Annotated in this window: 1 protein-coding gene; it reads right to left on the bottom strand. The window is 73.7% G+C overall.

From position 1 onward, the window contains the following. Window positions 1–69: 69 nt before the first annotated feature. On the bottom strand, window positions 70–19209 hold the full coding sequence (locus KY5_RS37150; RefSeq protein WP_098246317.1) for a type I polyketide synthase: 19140 nt from the start codon (window positions 19207–19209) through the stop codon (window positions 70–72). Window positions 19210–19226: the final 17 nt, after the last annotated feature.

Here is a 19226-nt window from a genome sequence, read left to right as displayed (position 1 = left end):
GCCCCTCTGGGTGTGAGTCCGTGCTCAGGGTGGTGAGAGTGTGTGCGAGTACCAGTGCGTACTGGCTGGTCAGGACTTGCCGAGCTCCTCGTCGATGATGTCGAAGACGTCATCGAGGGTTGCCGAGCTCAGGTCGTCCACCGGGGCCTCCGGCTCCTGCTCCTCCCACGCGGACAGGAGTGACCGGAGCCGGAGCCGGATGTCTCCGGCCAGGGCGTCGTCCGGGTCGAGCTTGGACATCGTGATCGTCAGCTTGTTGAGTTCGCTGAGTACGGCCGCCGCGGGCGACGCCTGGTCGGTGACGACCGTCGTCCGCAGGTGGGCCGCGAGCGCCCCGGGGGTCGGGTGGTCGAACACCAGGGTGGCGGGCAGCCGCGTGTCGACTTCGGCGTCCAGCCTGTTGCGCAGTTCCACGGCGGTCAGCGAGTCGAAGCCGAGTTCCTTGAACGCCCGGTCCGCCTCGACCGCGTCCGGACCGGCGAAGCCGAGTACGGCGGCGGTGTGCGTACGCACGAGGTGGACGAGGGCCCGGTCCTGCTCCGCCTCGGTGAGGCCCGCGAGGCGCTGGGCGAGCGGGACCGTTCCCGCGCCGTCGCCGGACCGCGCGGACCTGCGGGCCGGGGTGGGCACCAGGCCGCGCAGCAGCGTCCCGACCCGCTCGGGGTGGGCCCGGAGCGCGGCCAGGTCGAGCGCGGCGGGCACCGCGCTCGCGGCGCCGGTCGCACGTGCCTCGTCGAACAGGGCCATGCCGTCCGCGGAGGACAGCGGAATCATGCCGCCCCGTGCCATGCGCTGGACGTCGGCGTCGTCGAGGTGCCCCGTGATGCCGGTGGCCTCGGCCCACAGGCCCCAGGCCAGCGACGTCGCGGGCAGGCCCTGGGCACGGCGGTGCTGGGCGAGCGCGTCGAGGTAGGCGTTGGCCGCCGCGTAGTTGCCCTGTCCCGGACCGCCGAACACACCGGCGGCCGCGGAGAACAGCACGAAGGCGGTGAGCCCGGAGTGCTCGGTCAGCTCGTGCAGGTGCCGTGCGGCGTCGGCCTTGGGGCGGAGTACCGCGTCGACCTGCTCGGGGGTGAGGGAGTCGATGACACCGTCGTCCAGGACGCCCGCCGTGTGCACGAGCGCGGTGACGGGGTGCTCCGCGAGGAGCGCGGCGACCGCGTCACGGTCGCTCACGTCGCAGGCGGCGACCGTGACCCGTGCGCCGAGTGCCTCCAGTTCCGCGCGCAGTGCGTCGGCGCCGGGGGTGTCCGTGCCGCGCCTGCCGGTCAGGACGAGGTCGCGGACTCCGTGGCGGGTGACGAGGTGCCGTGCGGTCATGCCGCCGAGCACACCGAGCCCACCGGTGATCAGGACCACGCTGTCGGGGGTGAAGGCCACCGTGTCGGGTGCGTCGGCGTGGGCGGCGAGCCGGGCGAGGCGGGGCACCGAGGCGACGCCGTCCCTGAGCGCGATCTGCGGCTCCCCGGTCGCCACGGCGGCGGGCAGCTTGCGGGTCGACCGGGCGTCGCCGTCCGTGTCGAGGAGGTCCACGAGGACGAACCGCGTCGGGTGTTCCGACTGCGCCGAGCGGACCAGGCCCCACACGGGGGCGCGCACCAGGTCCGGTACGTCCTCGTCCGGTGCCGCGGCGACGGCGCCGTTGGTGAGGACGACGAGCCTGGACTCGGCGAACCGCTCGTCGGCGAGCCACTCCTGGAGCAGGCCCAGGGTGTGGTGCGTGGCCTCGCGGGGTGTCGCCGCGTTCTCGCCGGGGGTCACGGTGACGTACCGGGGCGCGGGCGCGCCGTCGGCGACGGCGGCCGACAGGGCGGCCAGGTCGGCGTGTTCGTCGACCTGCTCACCGGCGGCGGTGAGCGCCTCGACCAGGCGGTCGGTGCCGGTGCCCGCGCCGAGCACCGCCCAGGTGCCGGTGTCGGGGGCGGCGTCCTGGGTCGGGACCCACTTCACCTCGAACAGCGAGTCGCGGTGCGCGGACCGGGCCAGGTTGAGCTGGTCGGCCGAGAGGGGCCGCAGGTTCAGCTCGTCGACGGCGGCGACGGGCTCGCCGGTGCCGTCGGCGACGAGGACGGCCACGGCGTCCACGCCGACGGGCGTGAGCCGGACCCGCAGCGCGGTCGCGCCGGTCGCGAGGAGGCGTACCCCGGCCCACGAGAACGGCAGTCCTTCCGAGCTGACGCCGATGCCGACGGCGTGCAGCGCGGTGTCGAGGAGTGCGGGGTGCAGGCCGAAGCCGTCGTCGGCGAGGCCGTCGGGCAGCGCCACTTCGGCGAACACCTCGTCGCCCTTGCGCCAGGCGGCGTTGAGTCCCTGGAAGGCGGGGCCGTGGTCGAGGCCGGTTGCGGCGACCGAGGCGTAGTGCGTGTCGAGGTCGACGGGGTCGGCCTCGCCGGGCGGCCAGGCGACGAGGGTGTCGGTGACGGGCTCGGCCCGATCGGACAGGGCTCCTGTGGCGTGGCGGGTCCAGTCGCCGCCCTCGTCTCCGCGGGAGTCCACGGTGAACGCCCGGCGGCCGGAGTCGTCGGGTCCGTGGAGGCTGAGCCGTACCTGTACGCCATCGCGTTCGGGCAGGACGAGGGGGGCTTCCAGGACGAGGTCGTCCAGCGAGGCGCAGCCGACGTGGTCACCGGCGCACAGCGCGAGCTCGACGTAGGCGGCGCCGGGGAGCACCGCGGAGCCGAGGACGCGGTAGTCGGTGAGCCACGGGTGGGTGCGCAGGGACAGCCTGCCGCTGAACACGAGGCTCTCGGAGTCCGGGAGTTCGGTGACGGCGGCGAGCACGGGGTGGTCGACGCGGCCGAGGCCCGCCGATGTGACGTCGCCGGTCGCGGTGTGCGTCGTGGTGGGCCAGAAGCGCCTGCGCTGGAACGGGTAGGTCGGCAGGTCGACGCGGCGTCCGCCCGGCGTCCGCCAATCCACCTGCCCGCCTCGGACGAACAGGCCGCTCGCCGAGGTCATCAGGCGCGTCAGGCCGCCGTCCCCGCGGCGCAGCGAGCCGACGACGACGCCGTCGGTACCGACGAGTTCACCGAGCCCCGCCACGAGGACCGGGTGGGGGCTGACCTCGACGAAGGCCGTGTGGCCCGCCGCCACCAGGTCGGAGACGGAGTCGGCGAACTCGACGGTCTGCCGCAGGCTGCGGTACCAGTACGCGGCGTCGAGCTCACGGGTGTCGAGCCAGCCGCCGGTCAGCGGCGAGTAGTACGGCACGTCACCGGAGCGCGGCGTGACGTCCGCGAGGCCCGCCAGGACGTCGGCTTCGATGCGTTCGACGTGGTGGGAGTGCGGGGCGTAGTCGGCGAGCACGCGGCGCGCCCAGATGCCCTGTTCGGCGCAGGTCTCGACGAGTTCGTCGAGCGCGGTGACGTCACCGGAGACGACGACGGAGGCGGGTCCGTTGACCACGCCGATCGCGAGCTGTCCTTCCCAGAGCGCGATCAGTTCCCGTACGCCGTCCACGTCGAGCGCGACCGACACCATGCCGCCGTGTCCCGACAGGGCGCTGAGCGCCTTGCTCCGGACGACGACCAGGCGGGCCGCGTCCTGAAGGGTCAGGGCGCCCGCGACGCAGGCCGCGGCGATCTCACCCTGGGAGTGGCCGAGTACGGCGCTGGGCTCGACGCCCCACGACCGCCAGGTGGCGGCGAGCGACACCATCACGGCGAACAGCGCGGGCTGGACGACGTCGAGACGTTCCATCAGGGCGTCGTCGTGGATCGCGTCGATGAGGGACCAGTCGACGTGCTCCGCCAGTGCCGCCGCGCACTCCTCCATGCGGGTGCGGAACACGGGCGAGGACTCCAGGAGGTCGCCCGCCATGCCGAGCCACTGCGTGCCGTGGCCGGGGAAGACGAACACCGGTCCTGTGCCGTGGTGCTCCGCGACGCCGGTCACGACGTTGGGTGCCTCGCGGCCTTCGGCGAGGGCGGTGAGTCCGGCGAGGAAGTCCTCCCGGTCGCGGCCCACCACGACGGCCCTGCGGTCGAACGCGGAGCGGGTGCGCAGGGAGTGGGCGATGTCGGCGACCGGCGCGGCGCTCTCGTGCGCGCACTCGTCGCGGAGGCGGGCCGCCTGTTCCCGCAGCGCTTCCACAGACCGTGCCGAGAGGACCCACGGCACCACGCCGCCCGTCTCCGCGGGTTCGGTGTCGGCCTCGGTCGGCAGCGCCCGGGGGGCCTGCTCGATGACGGTGTGCGCGTTGGTGCCGCTGAAGCCGAACGACGACACGCCCGCGCGCCACGGCCGGTCCACGGCGGGCCAGTCACGCTCGTCGGTGAGCAGACGCACCGCGCCTGCCGACCAGTCCACGTGCGTCGAGGGTTCGTCGACGTGCAGGGTGCGGGGCAGGACGCCGTGGCGCATCGCCATGACCATCTTGATGATGCCCGCGACACCGGCGGCCGCCTGGGTGTGACCGAGGTTCGACTTGATGGAACCGAGCCACAGCGGCCGGTCGGCGTCGCGGCCCTGGCCGTAGGTGGCGAGGAGCGCCTGCGCCTCGATCGGGTCACCGAGGGTCGTGCCGGTGCCGTGCGCCTCGACCGCGTCCACGTCGGAGGCGGCGAGCCCGGCGCTGGCGAGCGCCTGCCGGATCACGCGCTGCTGCGAGGGGCCGTTCGGCGCGGTCAGGCCGTTGGACGCGCCGTCCTGGTTCACCGCGGATCCTCGTACGACGGCGAGCACTTGGTGACCGTTGCGCTGGGCGTCGGAGAGGCGCTCGACGAGCAGCATGCCGATGCCCTCGCCCCAGCCGGTGCCGTCGGCGGCGTCGGCGAACGCCTTGCAGCGGCCGTCGACCGACAGGCCGCGCTGGCGGCTGAACTCGATGAAGGCACCCGGCGTCGACATCACGGTCACACCACCCGCGAGTGCCATCTCGCACTCGCCCTGGTGGAGCGCCTGCACCGCGAGGTGCAGGGCGACGAGCGAGGAGGAGCAGGCCGTGTCGACCGTGACGGCCGGGCCTTCGAGGCCGAAGGTGTACGAGAGGCGGCCCGACATCACGCTGGCCGCGCTGCCCGTCGCCACGTGCCCGCCGACGTCCTCGGCGGCTCCTTCCAGGACCAGTCCGTAGTCCTGCACGTTCGAGCCGACGAACACGCCGACCCGCTCGCCGCGGATCGCGTTCGGGTCCATCCCTGCCCGCTCGAAGGTCTCCCAGGAGGTTTCGAGGAGGAGGCGCTGCTGCGGGTCCATGGCGAGGGCCTCGCGCGGCGAGATGCCGAAGAAGCTCGCGTCGAAGTCCGCGACGCGGTCGAGGAAGGCGCCCCTGCGGCTGTACGTGGTGCCCACCCCTTCGGGGTCGGGGTCGTACAGCGTCTCCATGTCCCAGCCGCGGTCGGCGGGGAACTCCGCCACCGCGTCGCCGCCCTCCCGCAGCACCCGCCACAGGTCCTCCGGGTTGGTCACGCCGCCGGGGTAGCGGCACGCCATCGCGACGATCGCGATCGGCTCGTCGGTCGCGCCGGGGGCCGCGGTCCCCGGGGCCGCGAGCGGCTCGTCCTGCGGTTCGGTGACCTCCGTCAGGAGGTGTTCGGCGAGGACCGCGGGGCTCGGGTAGTCGAAGACCACGGTCGAGGGCAGCGTCAGGCCGGAGACGGCCGTCAGCCGGTTGCGGAGTTCGACGGCGGTCAGCGAGTCGAAGCCCAGCTCGCGGAAGGCCCGGTCGGGGTCGACCGCGGCAGCCGACGTGTGCCCGAGGACGGCTGCGGCCTCGGCGGCCACGAGGCCGCGCACCAGTTCCTTCTGCTTGGCCTCGGCCAGGCCGGTGAGGCGGCGGCGCAGCGCGGCGCCCTCCTCGTCCCCGGTCGCGGCGGCGTCGGAGCTGCCTGCTCCGTCGGCGGCCCGGTCCGCGAGCGCCGCACGCGCCTCGGCGAGGTCGGCCAGCAGCGGGCTGGGCCTGCCGATGGTGAACGCGGGCGCGAACCGCGCCCAGTCGACGTTCACGACGACCGTGCTCGCCGTGCCGCCGCCGACCGCGTCGGCGAGGGCACCCACCGCGAGCTCGGGCGGCAGGGCGAGGAGACCGCGCCGGGACAGCTGCCGCTGCGCCTCGTCGTCGGCCATGCCGCCGCCCGCCCAGGGGCCCCAGGCCACCGCGGTGGCGGGCAGGCCGCGGGCGACGCGGTGTGCGGTGAGCGCGTCGAGGTAGGCGTTCGCCGCGCTGTAGCCGAGCTGGCCGCCGCTGCCCCAGATGCCCGCGATCGAGGAGTACGAGAGGAACGCGTCGAGCGGCGCGTCGGCGAGCAGTTCGTGCAGGTTCCGCGCGCCCGCCACCTTGGCGGTGACGACGTCGGCGAAGCGCGCGAGGTCCGTGGCGTCGGCGGGGACGCTGTCGTTGAGCCCCGCGGTGTGCACGACGGCGCGCACCGGGTCACCGGCGGCGGCCAGGTCGTCGAGCAGGGCGGCGAGCCGTTCCCTGTCGGCGATGTCGACGGCGGCGACCGTGACGCGGGCACCCGACTCGGCGAGTTCGGCGTCCAGTTCGGCCGCTCCCTCGGCGTCGGGTCCGCGCCTGCTCACCAGGACGACGTGTTCGGCGCCGTGCTCGGCGACCCACCGTGCGGCCCTGGCGCCCAGGGCGCCGAGACCACCGGTCACGAGGACCGTGCCGCGCGGAGTCCACGCGGAGCCCGCAGTGGCCCGCCCGGCGCGCCGGAGGCGGCGCGCGAACACACCGGTCCCGCGTACGGCGACCTGGTCCTCCGCTCCCCCGAGCAGACCGCACAGCAGCGCGGCCGCGGTCTCGTCCACCGTCTCCGGCAGATCGACGAGGCCACCCCAGCGCTCGGGGTGTTCGAGGGCCGCGGCACGGCCGAGACCCCACACCATCGACTGCGCGAACCCGCCGACCGCGTCCTCCGCGGCAGCCGACACCGCACCCGACGTCACACACCACAGCGGCGCCCGTACGTCGCTGTCGCCCAGCGCCTGGACCAGTGCGACGGTGGCCGCGACGCCGTTGGGCACGGCGGGATGGTCCGGGTGCGGCGACTCGTCGAACGCCAGCAGCGACAGGACGCCGCCGACCTCCGTGCCGGGGGCGGCCGCGCGCAGCGCGTCGGCGAGAACCTCGCGGTCCGCCCCTTCGGCCTCCACGAGGGTGAGCGAAAGGCCCCGCTCCTTCAACAACTCGCCCAGCGCGGCGGCGCGTTCGTCACCTTCGGGCGCCACGGCCAGCCAGGTGCCCGAGGGAGGCGTGGTCGCCGGGTGGTCCACGGCCGTCCAGTCGACGGTGTAACGCCACTTGTCCATGGCGGACTTCTCGCGGCTCTGGCGCCGCCACGACGACAGCAGGGGCAGCACCGCGCGGAGGGATTCAGTCTCCCCGTCGTCGGTGATCCCGAGGGACGACGCGAGCGCGCCCGCCTCCTCGCTGTCCACGGCGGCCCAGAACTCCGCCTCCTCCACGTCCGCGACGGCCTCGTTCTTTCCGGGCCGGGCGTCCGTCCAGTAGCGCTGGTGCTGGAACGCGTACGTCGGCAGGTCGACGCGGCGCGCTCCGCTGCCCGCGAAGTAGGCACTCCAGTCGACCGCCACGCCCCGCGCGTGGAGCGCGGCGACCGTGGTGACGAGGGCGACCTCCTCGGGCCTGTCCGTGCGCAGCGCGGGCAGGAACACCGCGTCGGGCGCGCTGGCGAAGCCGAGGGCGGAGAGGGTGCCGCCGGGGCCGACCTCGATGAAGGTGCCGATGCCGTCGACTGCCAGCGTCTTCACGGCGTCGGCGAAGCGCACCGACTCGCGGACGTGACGCACCCAGTAGTCCGGCGAGGACAGCTCGTCGGCGGTGGCGCGCACGCCGGTCAGGGTCGACACGATCGGTATCGAGGGGGCCTCGTAGGAGACGCTCTCAAGGACCTCGCGGAAGTCGTCGAGCATCGGGTCCATCAGCGGCGAGTGGAAGGCGTGGCTCACGCGGAGCTTGGTGACCTTGCGGCCCGCCTCACGCCACTTCTCGCCCACGGCCTCCACGTCGGCCGCGACACCGGAAATGACCACGGACGACGGGCCGTTGACCGCCGCGATACCGACCGTCTCCGACAGGGCCCCGGCGATCTCCTCTTCGGTCGCCTGAATGGCCACCATCGCACCACCCTCGGGCAGCGCCTGCATCAACGCACCTCGCGCCGACACGACCTTGACCGCGTCGGGCAGCGTCCACACACCCGACACATGTGCCGCAGCGAGCTCACCGATCGAGTGACCAGCCAGGACGTCAGGACGTACGCCCCACGACTCAAGAAGCCGGAACAGCGCCACCTCGACTGCGAACAGCGCGGGCTGCGTCACACCCGTCTCGTTCAGCGCATCCGCGTCCTCACCGAACAGCACCTCACGCACCTCAGGCGCCAGCAGATCAAGCACCTCATCCAGAGCGGCGGCGAACACCGGGAAACGGGACGCCAGTTCACGACCCATCCCCAGCCGCTGCGAACCCTGACCCGAGAACAGGAAAACCACCCGCTGCGCATCGGACGCCTCGCCCAGCACGACACCCGGCGCTTCCCGGCCCTCGGCGAGAGCGGAGAGAGCCGACAGGAACTCGGCGGGCTCAGCGGCGACGACCACCGCGCGGTGGTCGAGGGCCGCGCGTGACGTGGCGAGCGAGTAGCCGATCTCGACGGGCTCGTGTTCGTCCACGAGGGACAGGAGTCGCTCCGCCTGGCCGCGCAGCGCACCCTCGTCACTCGCCGACAGGACCCACGGCACCACACCCCCGTCGTGCGTCGCCGCCTCCACCGGCTCGACGCGCGGGGCCTGCTCGATGATGGCGTGCGCGTTCGTGCCGCTGAAGCCGAACGACGACACACCCGCGCGCCACGGCTGACCGGTCTCCGGCCACGGGCGGTCCTGCGTCAGGAGCTCCACCGCACCGGCGCTCCAGTCGACGTGCGGCGACGGCGCGTCGACGTGCAGGGTGCGGGGCAGGACGCCGTGGCGCATCGCCATGACCATCTTGATCACACCCGCCACACCGGCCGCCGCCTGGGTGTGACCGATGTTCGACTTCACCGAACCCAGCCACAACGGCCGGTCCGCGTCGCGCCCCTGGCCGTACGTGGCAAGAAGCGCCTGGGCCTCGATCGGGTCGCCCAGCTTGGTGCCCGTGCCGTGCGCCTCGACCGCGTCCACGTCGGCGGGGGCGAGACCGGCGGCCGCGAGGGCCTGGCGGATCACACGCTGCTGCGAGGGACCGTTCGGAGCGGTCAGACCGTTCGACGCGCCGTCCTGGTTCACCGCCGAACCCCGTACGACAGCGAGCACTTGGTGCCCGTTGCGCTCGGCGTCGGAGAGGCGCTCCACGAACAGCATGCCGACGCCTTCGCCCCAGCTGGTGCCGTCGGCCGCGGCCGCGAACGCCTTGCAGCGGCCGTCCATCGACAGGCCGCGCTGGCGGCTGAACTCGATGAACGCGCCCGGCGTCGACATCACGGTCACACCGCCCGCGAGCGCCATCTCGCACTCGCCCGAGCGCAGGGCCTGCACCGCCAGGTGCAGCGCCACCAGGGACGACGAGCACGCGGTGTCGACCGTCACTGCCGGGCCTTCGAAACCGAAGGTGTACGACAGGCGGCCCGAGGCCACACTCGCCGCGTTGCCGGTCGCCACATAGCCGCCGACGTCCTCGCCGGACTCGCCGAGCACGAGGCCGTAGTCCTGGGCGTTCGAACCGACGAACACGCCGACGCGCTCACCGCGCAGCGAGGCGGGGTCGATGCCCGCGCGCTCGAGCAGTTCCCAGGAGGTTTCGAGGAGCAGCCGCTGCTGCGGGTCCATCGCCAGGGCCTCGCGCGGCGAGATGCCGAAGAAGCCCGCGTCGAAGCCGCTCACGTCCGACAGGAAGGCGCCCGCGCGCAGGTACGTGGTGCCCACGGAGTCCGGGTCGGGGTCGTACAGCGCCTCCACGTCCCAGCCGCGGTCGGCGGGGAAGTCGGTCACGCCGTCGCCGCCGGAGAGCAGCACCTGCCACAGGTCGTCGGGGCTCGACACGCCACCGGGGAACCGGCAGGACATCGCCACGATTGCGATCGGCTCGTCCGCCGCGCCCGAGGCCGCCACGGGGGCGGCGGTCGTGACGTCGGCGTCCGCTCCGACCAGTTGGGTGCGCAGGTACGCGGCCAGTTCGGCGGCGGTCGGGTAGTCGAAGACCAGGGTCGCGGGCAGGGCGACGCCGGTGGCCTCGCTCAGTCGGGTCCGCAGTTCCACCGCCGTCAGGGAGTCGAAGCCCAGGTCCTTGAAGGCACGTGTGGCGGAGAAGGCGTCGGCCGAGACGTGACCGAGTACCGTGGCCGCCTCGTACCGGACGAGGTCGGTGAGCTGCCGCTCCTGCTCCGCCTCGTCCAGACCGGCGAGCCTCTGCGCGAGAGCCGACGACCCCTGCTCGGGCGTCGACGCCTCGAACACGGCCCGCACCTGCGGGAGTTCACTCAGCAGCGGGCTCGTCCGCTGCGCCATGAACGTACCGGCGAAACGCTCCCAGTCGACGTCGGCGACGACGACCCCGCCCTCGCCCCGCTCAAGCGCGGTCGCCAGGCCCGCGATCGCGACGGCCGGAGCCATCGTCGACAGACCCCAACGGTGCAGCAGCGCGGCCTGCTCGCCGGTGGCGACCATGCCGCCACCGCCCCACGGGCCCCACGCCACGGCCGTGGCGGGCAGACCGGCGGCCCTGCGGTGCGCGGCGAGCCCGTCCAGGTAGGCGTTGGCGGCCGCGTACGCGCCTTGTCCGCTGCTCCCCCAGACGCCCGCGATCGACGAGAAGACGACGAACGCGTCCAACGGCGCGTCGGCGAGCAGCTCGTGCAGGTTGCGCGCGCCGTCGACCTTGGCGGCCAGCACGCCCGCGAGCTCGTCCGCTCCCAGATCGGCGAGGGAGGCCGAACGCTCGATGCCCGCCGTGTGCACGACGGCGTCGAGTGCGGGGAGGCTCTCCAGCAGCGCGGCGACGGACTCACGGTCGGCCACGTCGCAGGCCGCGAAGGTCACTCGCGCGCCCAACTCGTCGAGCTCTGCGGCCAGTTCGTCGGCACCTTCGGCGTCGGCGCCACGACGGCTCGCCAGGGCCACGTGCTCGGCACCGTGCGCCGCGAGCCAGCGCGCCACATGCCCGCCGAGGGCGCCGAGGCCACCGGTCACGAGGACCGTGCCGCGCGGCGTCCAGCCGGATCCGGGGGCCTGCGCACTCAGCGGCGCGGGGACCAGGCGGCGGCCGAGGAGCTCGCCGCCGCGTACGGCGACCTGGTCCTCACCACTCGTCCCGGCAAGGGCCGAGACGAGCAGATCGCCGGTCGCCTCGTCGGCGAAGTCCGGTACGTCGACCAGGCCACCCCAACGGCCCGGCTGCTCCAGGGCGGCCACCCGGCCAAGACCCCACACCATCGACTGCTCGAACCCGGCCACGGCATCATCCGCTGCCGCCGCCACCGCACCGGACGTCAGGCACCACAGCGGAGCCGACACACCCGCGTCGCCGAGGGACCGCAGGAGAGTGACCGTGTGCGCGACGCCCCCATCCGCGAGCGCCAACAGGGACACCACACCACTCAGTACGGGCAGCTCGCTCAGCCGCTCGGACCAGTCGGCCGACTCCGGATCCACCTCGACGAGGCGCGCCTCGGCGCCATGTCGCGTGAGCGCGTCCCGCACCCACGCGGCCCTGTCCTCACCGACCGGCGCCACGACCAGCCACGTACCGCTCAGCTCGCGGGAACCAGCGGCCACCGGACGCCACTCGATCCCATAGCGCCAGCCATCCGCGACAGAGCGGTCCTGCTGCTCCCTACGCCACGCGGAGAGCCGGGGCAACACCGCACTCAGCGGATCGTCCGACGACACATCCAGCGTCCGGGCGAAGTCCGCGACATCGCCCTCCTCGACGGCCTCCCAGAACCGCGCCTCCACCGGAGACATCCGCCCGACGGCACCCTCACCCGCCGGCGCGACATCCAGCCAGAAACGCTCTCGCTGGAACGCGTACGTCGGCAGGTCCACCCACTGTGAGCCACGACCGGCGAGGAACTCCTCCCAGTCCACCGCCACACCGCGTACGTGCAGCTGACCCGCAGCCGTCGTCGCGGCCACTGCCTCGGGGCGGTCACCGCGCAGCACGGGTACGAAGGCGGCGTCCGGCGCGGATTCCTGGCCGAGGGCGCACAGAGCGCCGCCGGGGCCGACCTCGACGAACGTGTCGATGCCGTCGGCGACGAGCGTGCGCACGGCGTCGGCGAACCGCACGGACTCGCGCACGTGGCTCACCCAGTAATCGGGCGACGTCAGTTCCTCGGGCGTGGCCGACCTGCCGGTCAGGGTCGACACGATCGGGATCGAGGGAGCCTCGTAGGAGACGCTCTCCAGGACCTGGCGGAACTCGTCCAGCATCGGGTCCATCAGCGGCGAGTGGAACGCGTGACTCACCCGGAGCTTGGTGACCTTGCGGCCCGCCTCACGCCACTTCTCCCCCACAGCCTCCACGTCAGCCGCGACACCGGAAATCACCACGGACGACGGGCCGTTGACCGCCGCGATACCGACGCCGTCCGGCAGGTCGGCGGCGACCTCTTCCTCGGTCGCCTGGATCGCGACCATCGCGCCGCCCTCGGGCAGCGCCTGCATCAGACCCGCACGCGCCGACACCACCTTCACGGCGTCGGACAGCGTCCACACACCTGCCACATGTGCCGCAGCGAGCTCACCGATCGAGTGACCAGCCAGGACGTCAGGACGTACGCCCCACGACTCAAGAAGCCGGAACAGCGCCACCTCCACCGCGAACAACGCAGGCTGCGTCACACCCGTCTCATTCAGCGCATCCGCGTCCTCACCGAACAGCACCTCACGCACCTGAGGCACCATCAGCCCAAGGACCTCGTCCAGCGTGGCGGCGAACACCGGGAACCGCTGGGCCAGTTCACGACCCATTCCCAGCCGCTGCGCCCCCTGCCCCGAGAACAAGAAGCCCACCCGCTGCGCTTCCGCCTCACCCGTCACCACACCCGGGCCGCCCCGCCCCTCGGCGAGAGCTGTCAGGGCCGAGCGGAACTCGGAGTGCTCCGTGGCGACGAGCACCGCGCGGTGCTCAAGGGCCGCACGCGAGAACAGCAGCGCACGGCTCACGTCCGCCACCGGCAGGTCGGTCGAGGTCTCCACGAAGGACTTCAGCCGTGCGGCCTGGTCGCGCAGCCCCTCGGGGGTGTTGGCCGACAGCGCCCACGGGACGACCGTGCCGACGGGCAGCGGCTCGGGGGCCTGCTCCCGCTCGACGACAGGGGCCTGCTCCACGATCACGTGTGCGTTCGTGCCGCTGAAGCCGAAGGACGACACACCCGCCCGCCACGGCCGGTCGGCGGCAGGCCACTCGCGCTCCTCGGCGAGGAGTTCCAGGGCACCGGCCGACCAGTCGACGTGCGGCGAAGGCTCGTCCGCGTGGAGGGTCTTGGGCAGCACGCCGTGCCGCATCGCCATGACCATCTTGATCACACCCGCCACGCCTGCGGCGGCCTGGGTGTGACCGATGTTGGACTTGATCGAGCCGAGCAGGAGCGGCTGGTCGGCGTCGCGGTCCTGACCGTACGTCGCGAGGAGGGCCTGGGCCTCGATCGGGTCGCCCAGCTTGGTGCCCGTGCCGTGCGCCTCGACCGCGTCCACGTCGGCGGGGGCGAGACCGGCCGCCGCGAGGGCCTGGCGGATCACACGCTGCTGCGAGGGACCGTTCGGAGCGGTCAGACCGTTCGACGCGCCGTCCTGGTTCACCGCCGAACCCCGTACGACAGCGAGCACTTGATGCCCGTTGCGCTCGGCGTCCGACAGGCGCTCGACGACGAGCATGCCGATGCCCTCGCCCCAGCCCGTGCCGTCCGCGTCCGCGCCGAACGCCTTGCAGCGGCCGTCGAAGGACAGACCCCGCTGCTTGCTGAACTCCACGAACGCGGCAGGGGTGGACATCACCGTCACGCCGCCCGCGAGGGCCATCTCGCACTCGCCTGACCGCAGGGCCTGCACCGCGAGGTGCAGCGCCACCAGGGACGACGAGCAGGCCGTGTCGACCGTGACGGCCGGGCCTTCGAGGCCGAACGTGTACGAGAGGCGGCCGGAGATGACGCTCGCCGCGCTGCCGGTGCCGAAGTAGCCCTCGACGGTGTCCGGAGCGGCCATCATCAGGGTCGTGTAGTCCTGGCCGTTGGTGCCGACGAACACGCCGGACCGGCTGCCGCGCAGGGCGTGCGCGTCGATCCCGGCGCGCTCGACGGCCTCCCACGAGGTTTCGAGGAGGAGCCGCTGCTGCGGGTCCATGGCGAGGGCCTCGCGCGGCGAGATACCGAAGAACGCCGGGTCGAACTCGGCCACTTGGTCGAGGAAGGCGCCCTTGCGCGTGTACGAGGTACCGGCGCGGGTGGCGTCCGGGTCGTACAGCGTCTCCAGGTCCCAGCCACGGTCGGTCGGGAACTCCGACACCGCGTCGCCGCCCGACCGCAGGACCTGCCACAGGTCCTCGGGGCTGACCACGCCACCGGGGAACCGGCACGCCATGCCCACGATCGCGATCGGCTCGTCGGTCACGCCCGAGGCGGCCACGGGAGCCTGGGAGGTGAAGTCCGCGCTGGCACCGGACAGTTCGGTACGCAGGTGGGTGGCCAGCTCGGCGGCGGTCGGGTAGTCGAAGACCAGCGTCGAGGGCAGGACGATGCCCGTGACCTCGCTCAGTCGGCTGCGCAGCTCCACCGCCGTCAGCGAGTCGAAGCCCAGCTCGCGGAAGGCACGCGTCGCGGAGAAGGCGTCGCCGGACACGTGGCCGAGGACCGCCGCCGCCTCGTAGCGGACGAGGTCGGTGAGCTGCCGCTCCTGCTCGGCCACGTCGAGACCGGCGAGCCGCCGCGCGAGATCCGACGTGCCCCGCTCAGGTGCCGTGGTCGCGAACGCGGCCTGGACCTGCGGGAGTTCGCCGAGGAGGGGGCTCGGACGCTGCGCCATGAACGTACCGGCGAAACGGTCCCAGTCGACGTCGGCGAGGGTGATCGTCGCGTCGCCGTGGTCGACGGCCGCGCCGAGACCGGCGAGTGCCGCTTCGGGGGTCATCGTGTTCAGGCCCCTGCGCCGCAGGTGGGCGGCCTGCCCGGAGTCGGCGACCATGCCGCCGCCGCCCCACGGGCCCCACGCCACCGCCGTGGCGGGCAGGCCCTGGGCGCGGCGGTGCTCGGCGAGGGCGTCCAGGTAGGCGTTCGCCGCGCCGTAGGCGGGCTGACCGCCGCTGCCCCACACGCCCGCGATCGACGAGAACAGGACGAAGGCGTCCAGCGGGGCGTCGGCGAGCAGCTCGTGCAGGTTGCGCGCGCCGTCGGCCTTCGCCGCCAGTACGTCGGCGAACTCGCCCAGGTCGGACGGGTCGAGGTCCGCGAGGGCGACGGCGCGCTCGATGCCCGCCGTGTGCACGACCGCGCTCAGCTCGGGGACGCTCGCGAGGAGCGCGGCGAGGGCGTCGCGGCCCGCCACGTCACAGGCCGCGAACGTCACCCGGGCGCCCAGCTCGACGAGCTCGGCCGCCAGCTCCTCCGCGCCGTCGGCCGCTCGGCCGCGGCGGCTGGCCAGCACCACGTGCTCGGCCCCGCGCGCCGCCACCCAGCGCGCCACGTGTCCGCCGAGGGCCCCGAGGCCGCCGGTCACCAGGACGGTGCCGCGCGGCGTCCAGCCCTCCACGGGGGCGTCGCCCAGGGGCGCGGGCACCAGCCTGCGGCCGAGGAGCTCGCCGCCGCGTACGGCGACCTGGTCCTCGCCGCGCGCACCGGAGAGGGTCGACGCCAGCAGGTCACCGGTCGCCTCGTCGCGTGCTTGCGGAATGTCGACGAGACCGCCCCAACTGCCGGGCCGCTCCAGAGCGGCCGCCCGGCCGAGACCCCACACCATCGACTGGTCGAGCGCGGTCGGGGCGTCGTCCGTGCCCACCGACACGGCACCCGACGTCAGGCACCACAGCGGGGCCGAGACGCCCGCGTCGTCGAGCGCCCGCAGGAGCCCGATCGTGGCTCCGAGGCCCGGGGGGATGCCCGGCCCTTCCGTGGCGGCGAGCCCCAGGAGGGAGACCACACCGGCCAGGTCGGGCAGTTCGGTGAGCTGCTGCGACCAGTCGACGGCTTCCGGGTCCACTTCCACGAGGCGCGACTCGGCGCCGTTGCGCGTGAGGGCGTCCCGCACCCACGCGGCCCTGTCCTCACCGACCGGCGCCACGACCAGCCACGTACCGTCCAGGCGCTGGTTCCCCGCGGCGAGCGGCCGCCACTGGACGGCGTACCGCCAGCCGTCCGCCGTGGAACGCTCCCGCTGCTTCCTGCGCCAGGCGGAGAGGCGGGGCAGTACGGCGCTCAGCGGGTCGTCGGACGACACGCCGAGCGTGCGGGCGAGGTCGCCGAGGTCGCCCTCTTCCACGGTCTCCCAGAACCGGGCCTCCACCGGCGACATGGGCTCGGTGGCCGTGTCGTCGGCGGGGGCGTCGAGCCAGTAGCGCTCGCGCTGGAAGGCGTACGTGGGCAGGTCCACGCGTCGGGCGTCACCTTCGGCGAAGCAGGCGGCCAGGTTCACCGCGACGCCGCGCACGTGCAGCTGGCCGACGGCCGTGGTCAGCGCGTCGAGTTCGGGGCGGTCGCCGCGCAGGACGGGGACGAAGGCCGCGTCGGGGGCGTTGAGCTGTCCGAGGCCGGACAGGACGCCGCCGGGGCCGACCTCCAGGAAGACGTCGACGCCGTGCTCGCGCAGCGCGGCGACCGCGTCGTGGAACCGCACGCCCTCGCGGACGTGGCGCACCCAGTACTCCGGCGACATCAGGTCGTCGGCGCCCGCCAGGCTGCCGATCAGCGTCGACACGATCGGGATCGAGGGAGCCTCGTACGAAACGCTCTCCAGGACCGAGCGGAAGTCGTCGAGCATCGGGTCCATCAGCGGCGAGTGGAACGCGTGGCTCACCCGCAGTCGGCTCACCTTGCGGCCCGCATCGCGCCACTGCTCCGCGACGGCCTCCACGTCGGCGGTGGGGCCCGAGATCACCACGGATTCGGGGCCGTTGACCGCGGCGATGCCCACGTCGTCCGGCAGGTCGGGGACGACCTCGGCCTCGGTGGCCTGGAGGGCGACCATCGCGCCGCCCGCGGGCAGCGCCTGCATCAGCGCGCCGCGCGCGGAGACCACCTTGGCGGCGTCCGCGAGCGACCACACGCCCGCCACGTGCGCGGCGGCGAGTTCGCCGATGGAGTGCCCGGCCAGCAGGTCGGGGCGTACGCCCCAGGATTCGAGGAGCCGGAAGAGCGCGACCTCGACGGCGAACAGCGCGGGCTGTGTCACGCCGGTCTCGTTCAGGGCGTCGGCGTCCTCGCCGAAGAGCACCTCGCGGACCTGGGGGTTGAACTCCGCGAGGACGTCGTCCAGGGCGGTGGCGAACACCGGGAAGCGGGCGGCCAGTTCACGGCCCATGCCGAGGCGCTGCGAGCCCTGCCCGGAGAACAGGAAGCCGAGACGGTGCGTGGCGGCCTCGCCCACGACGACGCCGGGACCGCCGCGGCCCTCGGCGAGGGCGGCGAGCCGGTCGAGGGTGGCGGCCTTGTCGTCGTTGTCGGCGAGGAGCACGGCGCGGTGCTCGAACACGGCACGCGTGGTGGCCAGGGAGAAGCCGACGGCGGCCGCGTCGAAGCCGCCGCTCCCGGCACTCTCGTCGCTGTCGCGCAGGGCGGTCAGGAGGCGGTCGGCCTGGGCGCGCAGCCCGTCGGGGGTCATCGCGGACAGCGCCCACGGGGTGGCACCGGCGGTGGGCGGGGCAGTGGCCTGCTCTGGGTCCTGGTCGGCGGCGGGGCCCTGTTCCAGGATGACGTGGGCGTTCGTGCCGCTGACGCCGAACGAGGAGACGCCGACGCGGCGCGGCTCGCCGGTCTCCGGCCACGCCCGGCCCTCGGTCAGCAGTTCCACGGCGCCCGCGGACCAGTCGACGTGGCTGCTCGGCTCGTCGACGTGGAGGGTCTTGGGCAGCGTGCCGTGCCGCATCGCCATGACCATCTTGATGATGCCGCCGACGCCCGCCGCGGCCTGGGAGTGGCCGATGTTCGACTTCAGCGAGCCCAGCCACAGGGGCCGGTCCGCGGTCCTGTCCTGGCCGTACGTGGCGATGAGGGCCTGCGCCTCGATGGGGTCGCCGAGGGTGGTGCCGGTGCCGTGCGCCTCGACGGCGTCCACGTCGGCCGCGGTGAGGCTCGCGCTCGCCAACGCCTGGGTGATCACGGCCTGTTGGGAGGGGCCGTTGGGCGCGGTCAGGCCGTGGGACGCGCCGTCCTGGTTCACGGCGGAACCGCGGACGATCGCGAGGATCGGGTGGCCGTTGCGGCGGGCGTCGGAGAGCCGCTCCACCAGGAGCATGCCGACGCCTTCGCCCCATCCGGTGCCGTCGGCGCCGTCGGAGAACGCCTTGCAGCGGCCGTCCACGGACAGCGCGCGCTGCCTGCTGTACTCGACGAACGTGCGGGGCGTGGACATGAACGTGGCGCCGCCCGCGAGCGCGAGGGAGCATTCGTCGCGGCGGAGCGCCACCATCGCCAGGTGCAGGGCCACCAGCGACGAGGAGCAGGCGGTGTCCACCGTCACGGCGGGGCCGACCAGGCCGAGGGTGTAGGCGATGCGGCCGGAGGCGATGCTGCCCGCGCTGCCGTTGGCGAGGTAGCCCTCGAACCCTTCGGGGGCCTGCGGCAGGCGTGTCGCGTAGTCGTTGTACATGACGCCCGCGAACACGCCGGTTCTGGAGTCCCTGGCCTGCGCCGGGTCGATGCCCGCGCGTTCGAACGCCTCCCAGGAGGTCTCCAGGAGCAGGCGCTGCTGGGGGTCCATGGCGGCGGCCTCGCGCGGGCTGACGCCGAAGAACGCCGGGTCGAACTCCGTCGCTCCCTGGAGGAATCCGCCGTGCCGGGTGATGGAGGTGCCCGCGTGCTCCGGGTCGGGGTCGTGCAGGGTTTCGGTGTCCCAGCCGCGGTCGGCGGGGAACTCCACCACGGCGTCCCCGCCGTCCGCGACGAGGCGCCAGAGGTCTTCCGGCGAGGTGACGCCACCGGGGTAGCGGCAGCTCATCCCGATGATGGCGATGGGCTCGTGCTCGCGCTCCTCGACCTCGCGCAGGCGGCGGCGGGCGTTGCGCAGGTCGGTGGTCGCCCGCTTGAGGTAGTCGCGGAGCTTGTTCTCGTTCTCCATTTAGCGTGCGCTCCTTA

This window comes from Streptomyces formicae, assembly GCF_002556545.1.
Taxonomy (GTDB): Bacteria; Actinomycetota; Actinomycetes; order Streptomycetales; family Streptomycetaceae; genus Streptomyces; species Streptomyces formicae_A.
Note: the sequence above shows the minus strand (reverse complement) of the source record. Positions and strands in the feature narration are given on the sequence as shown.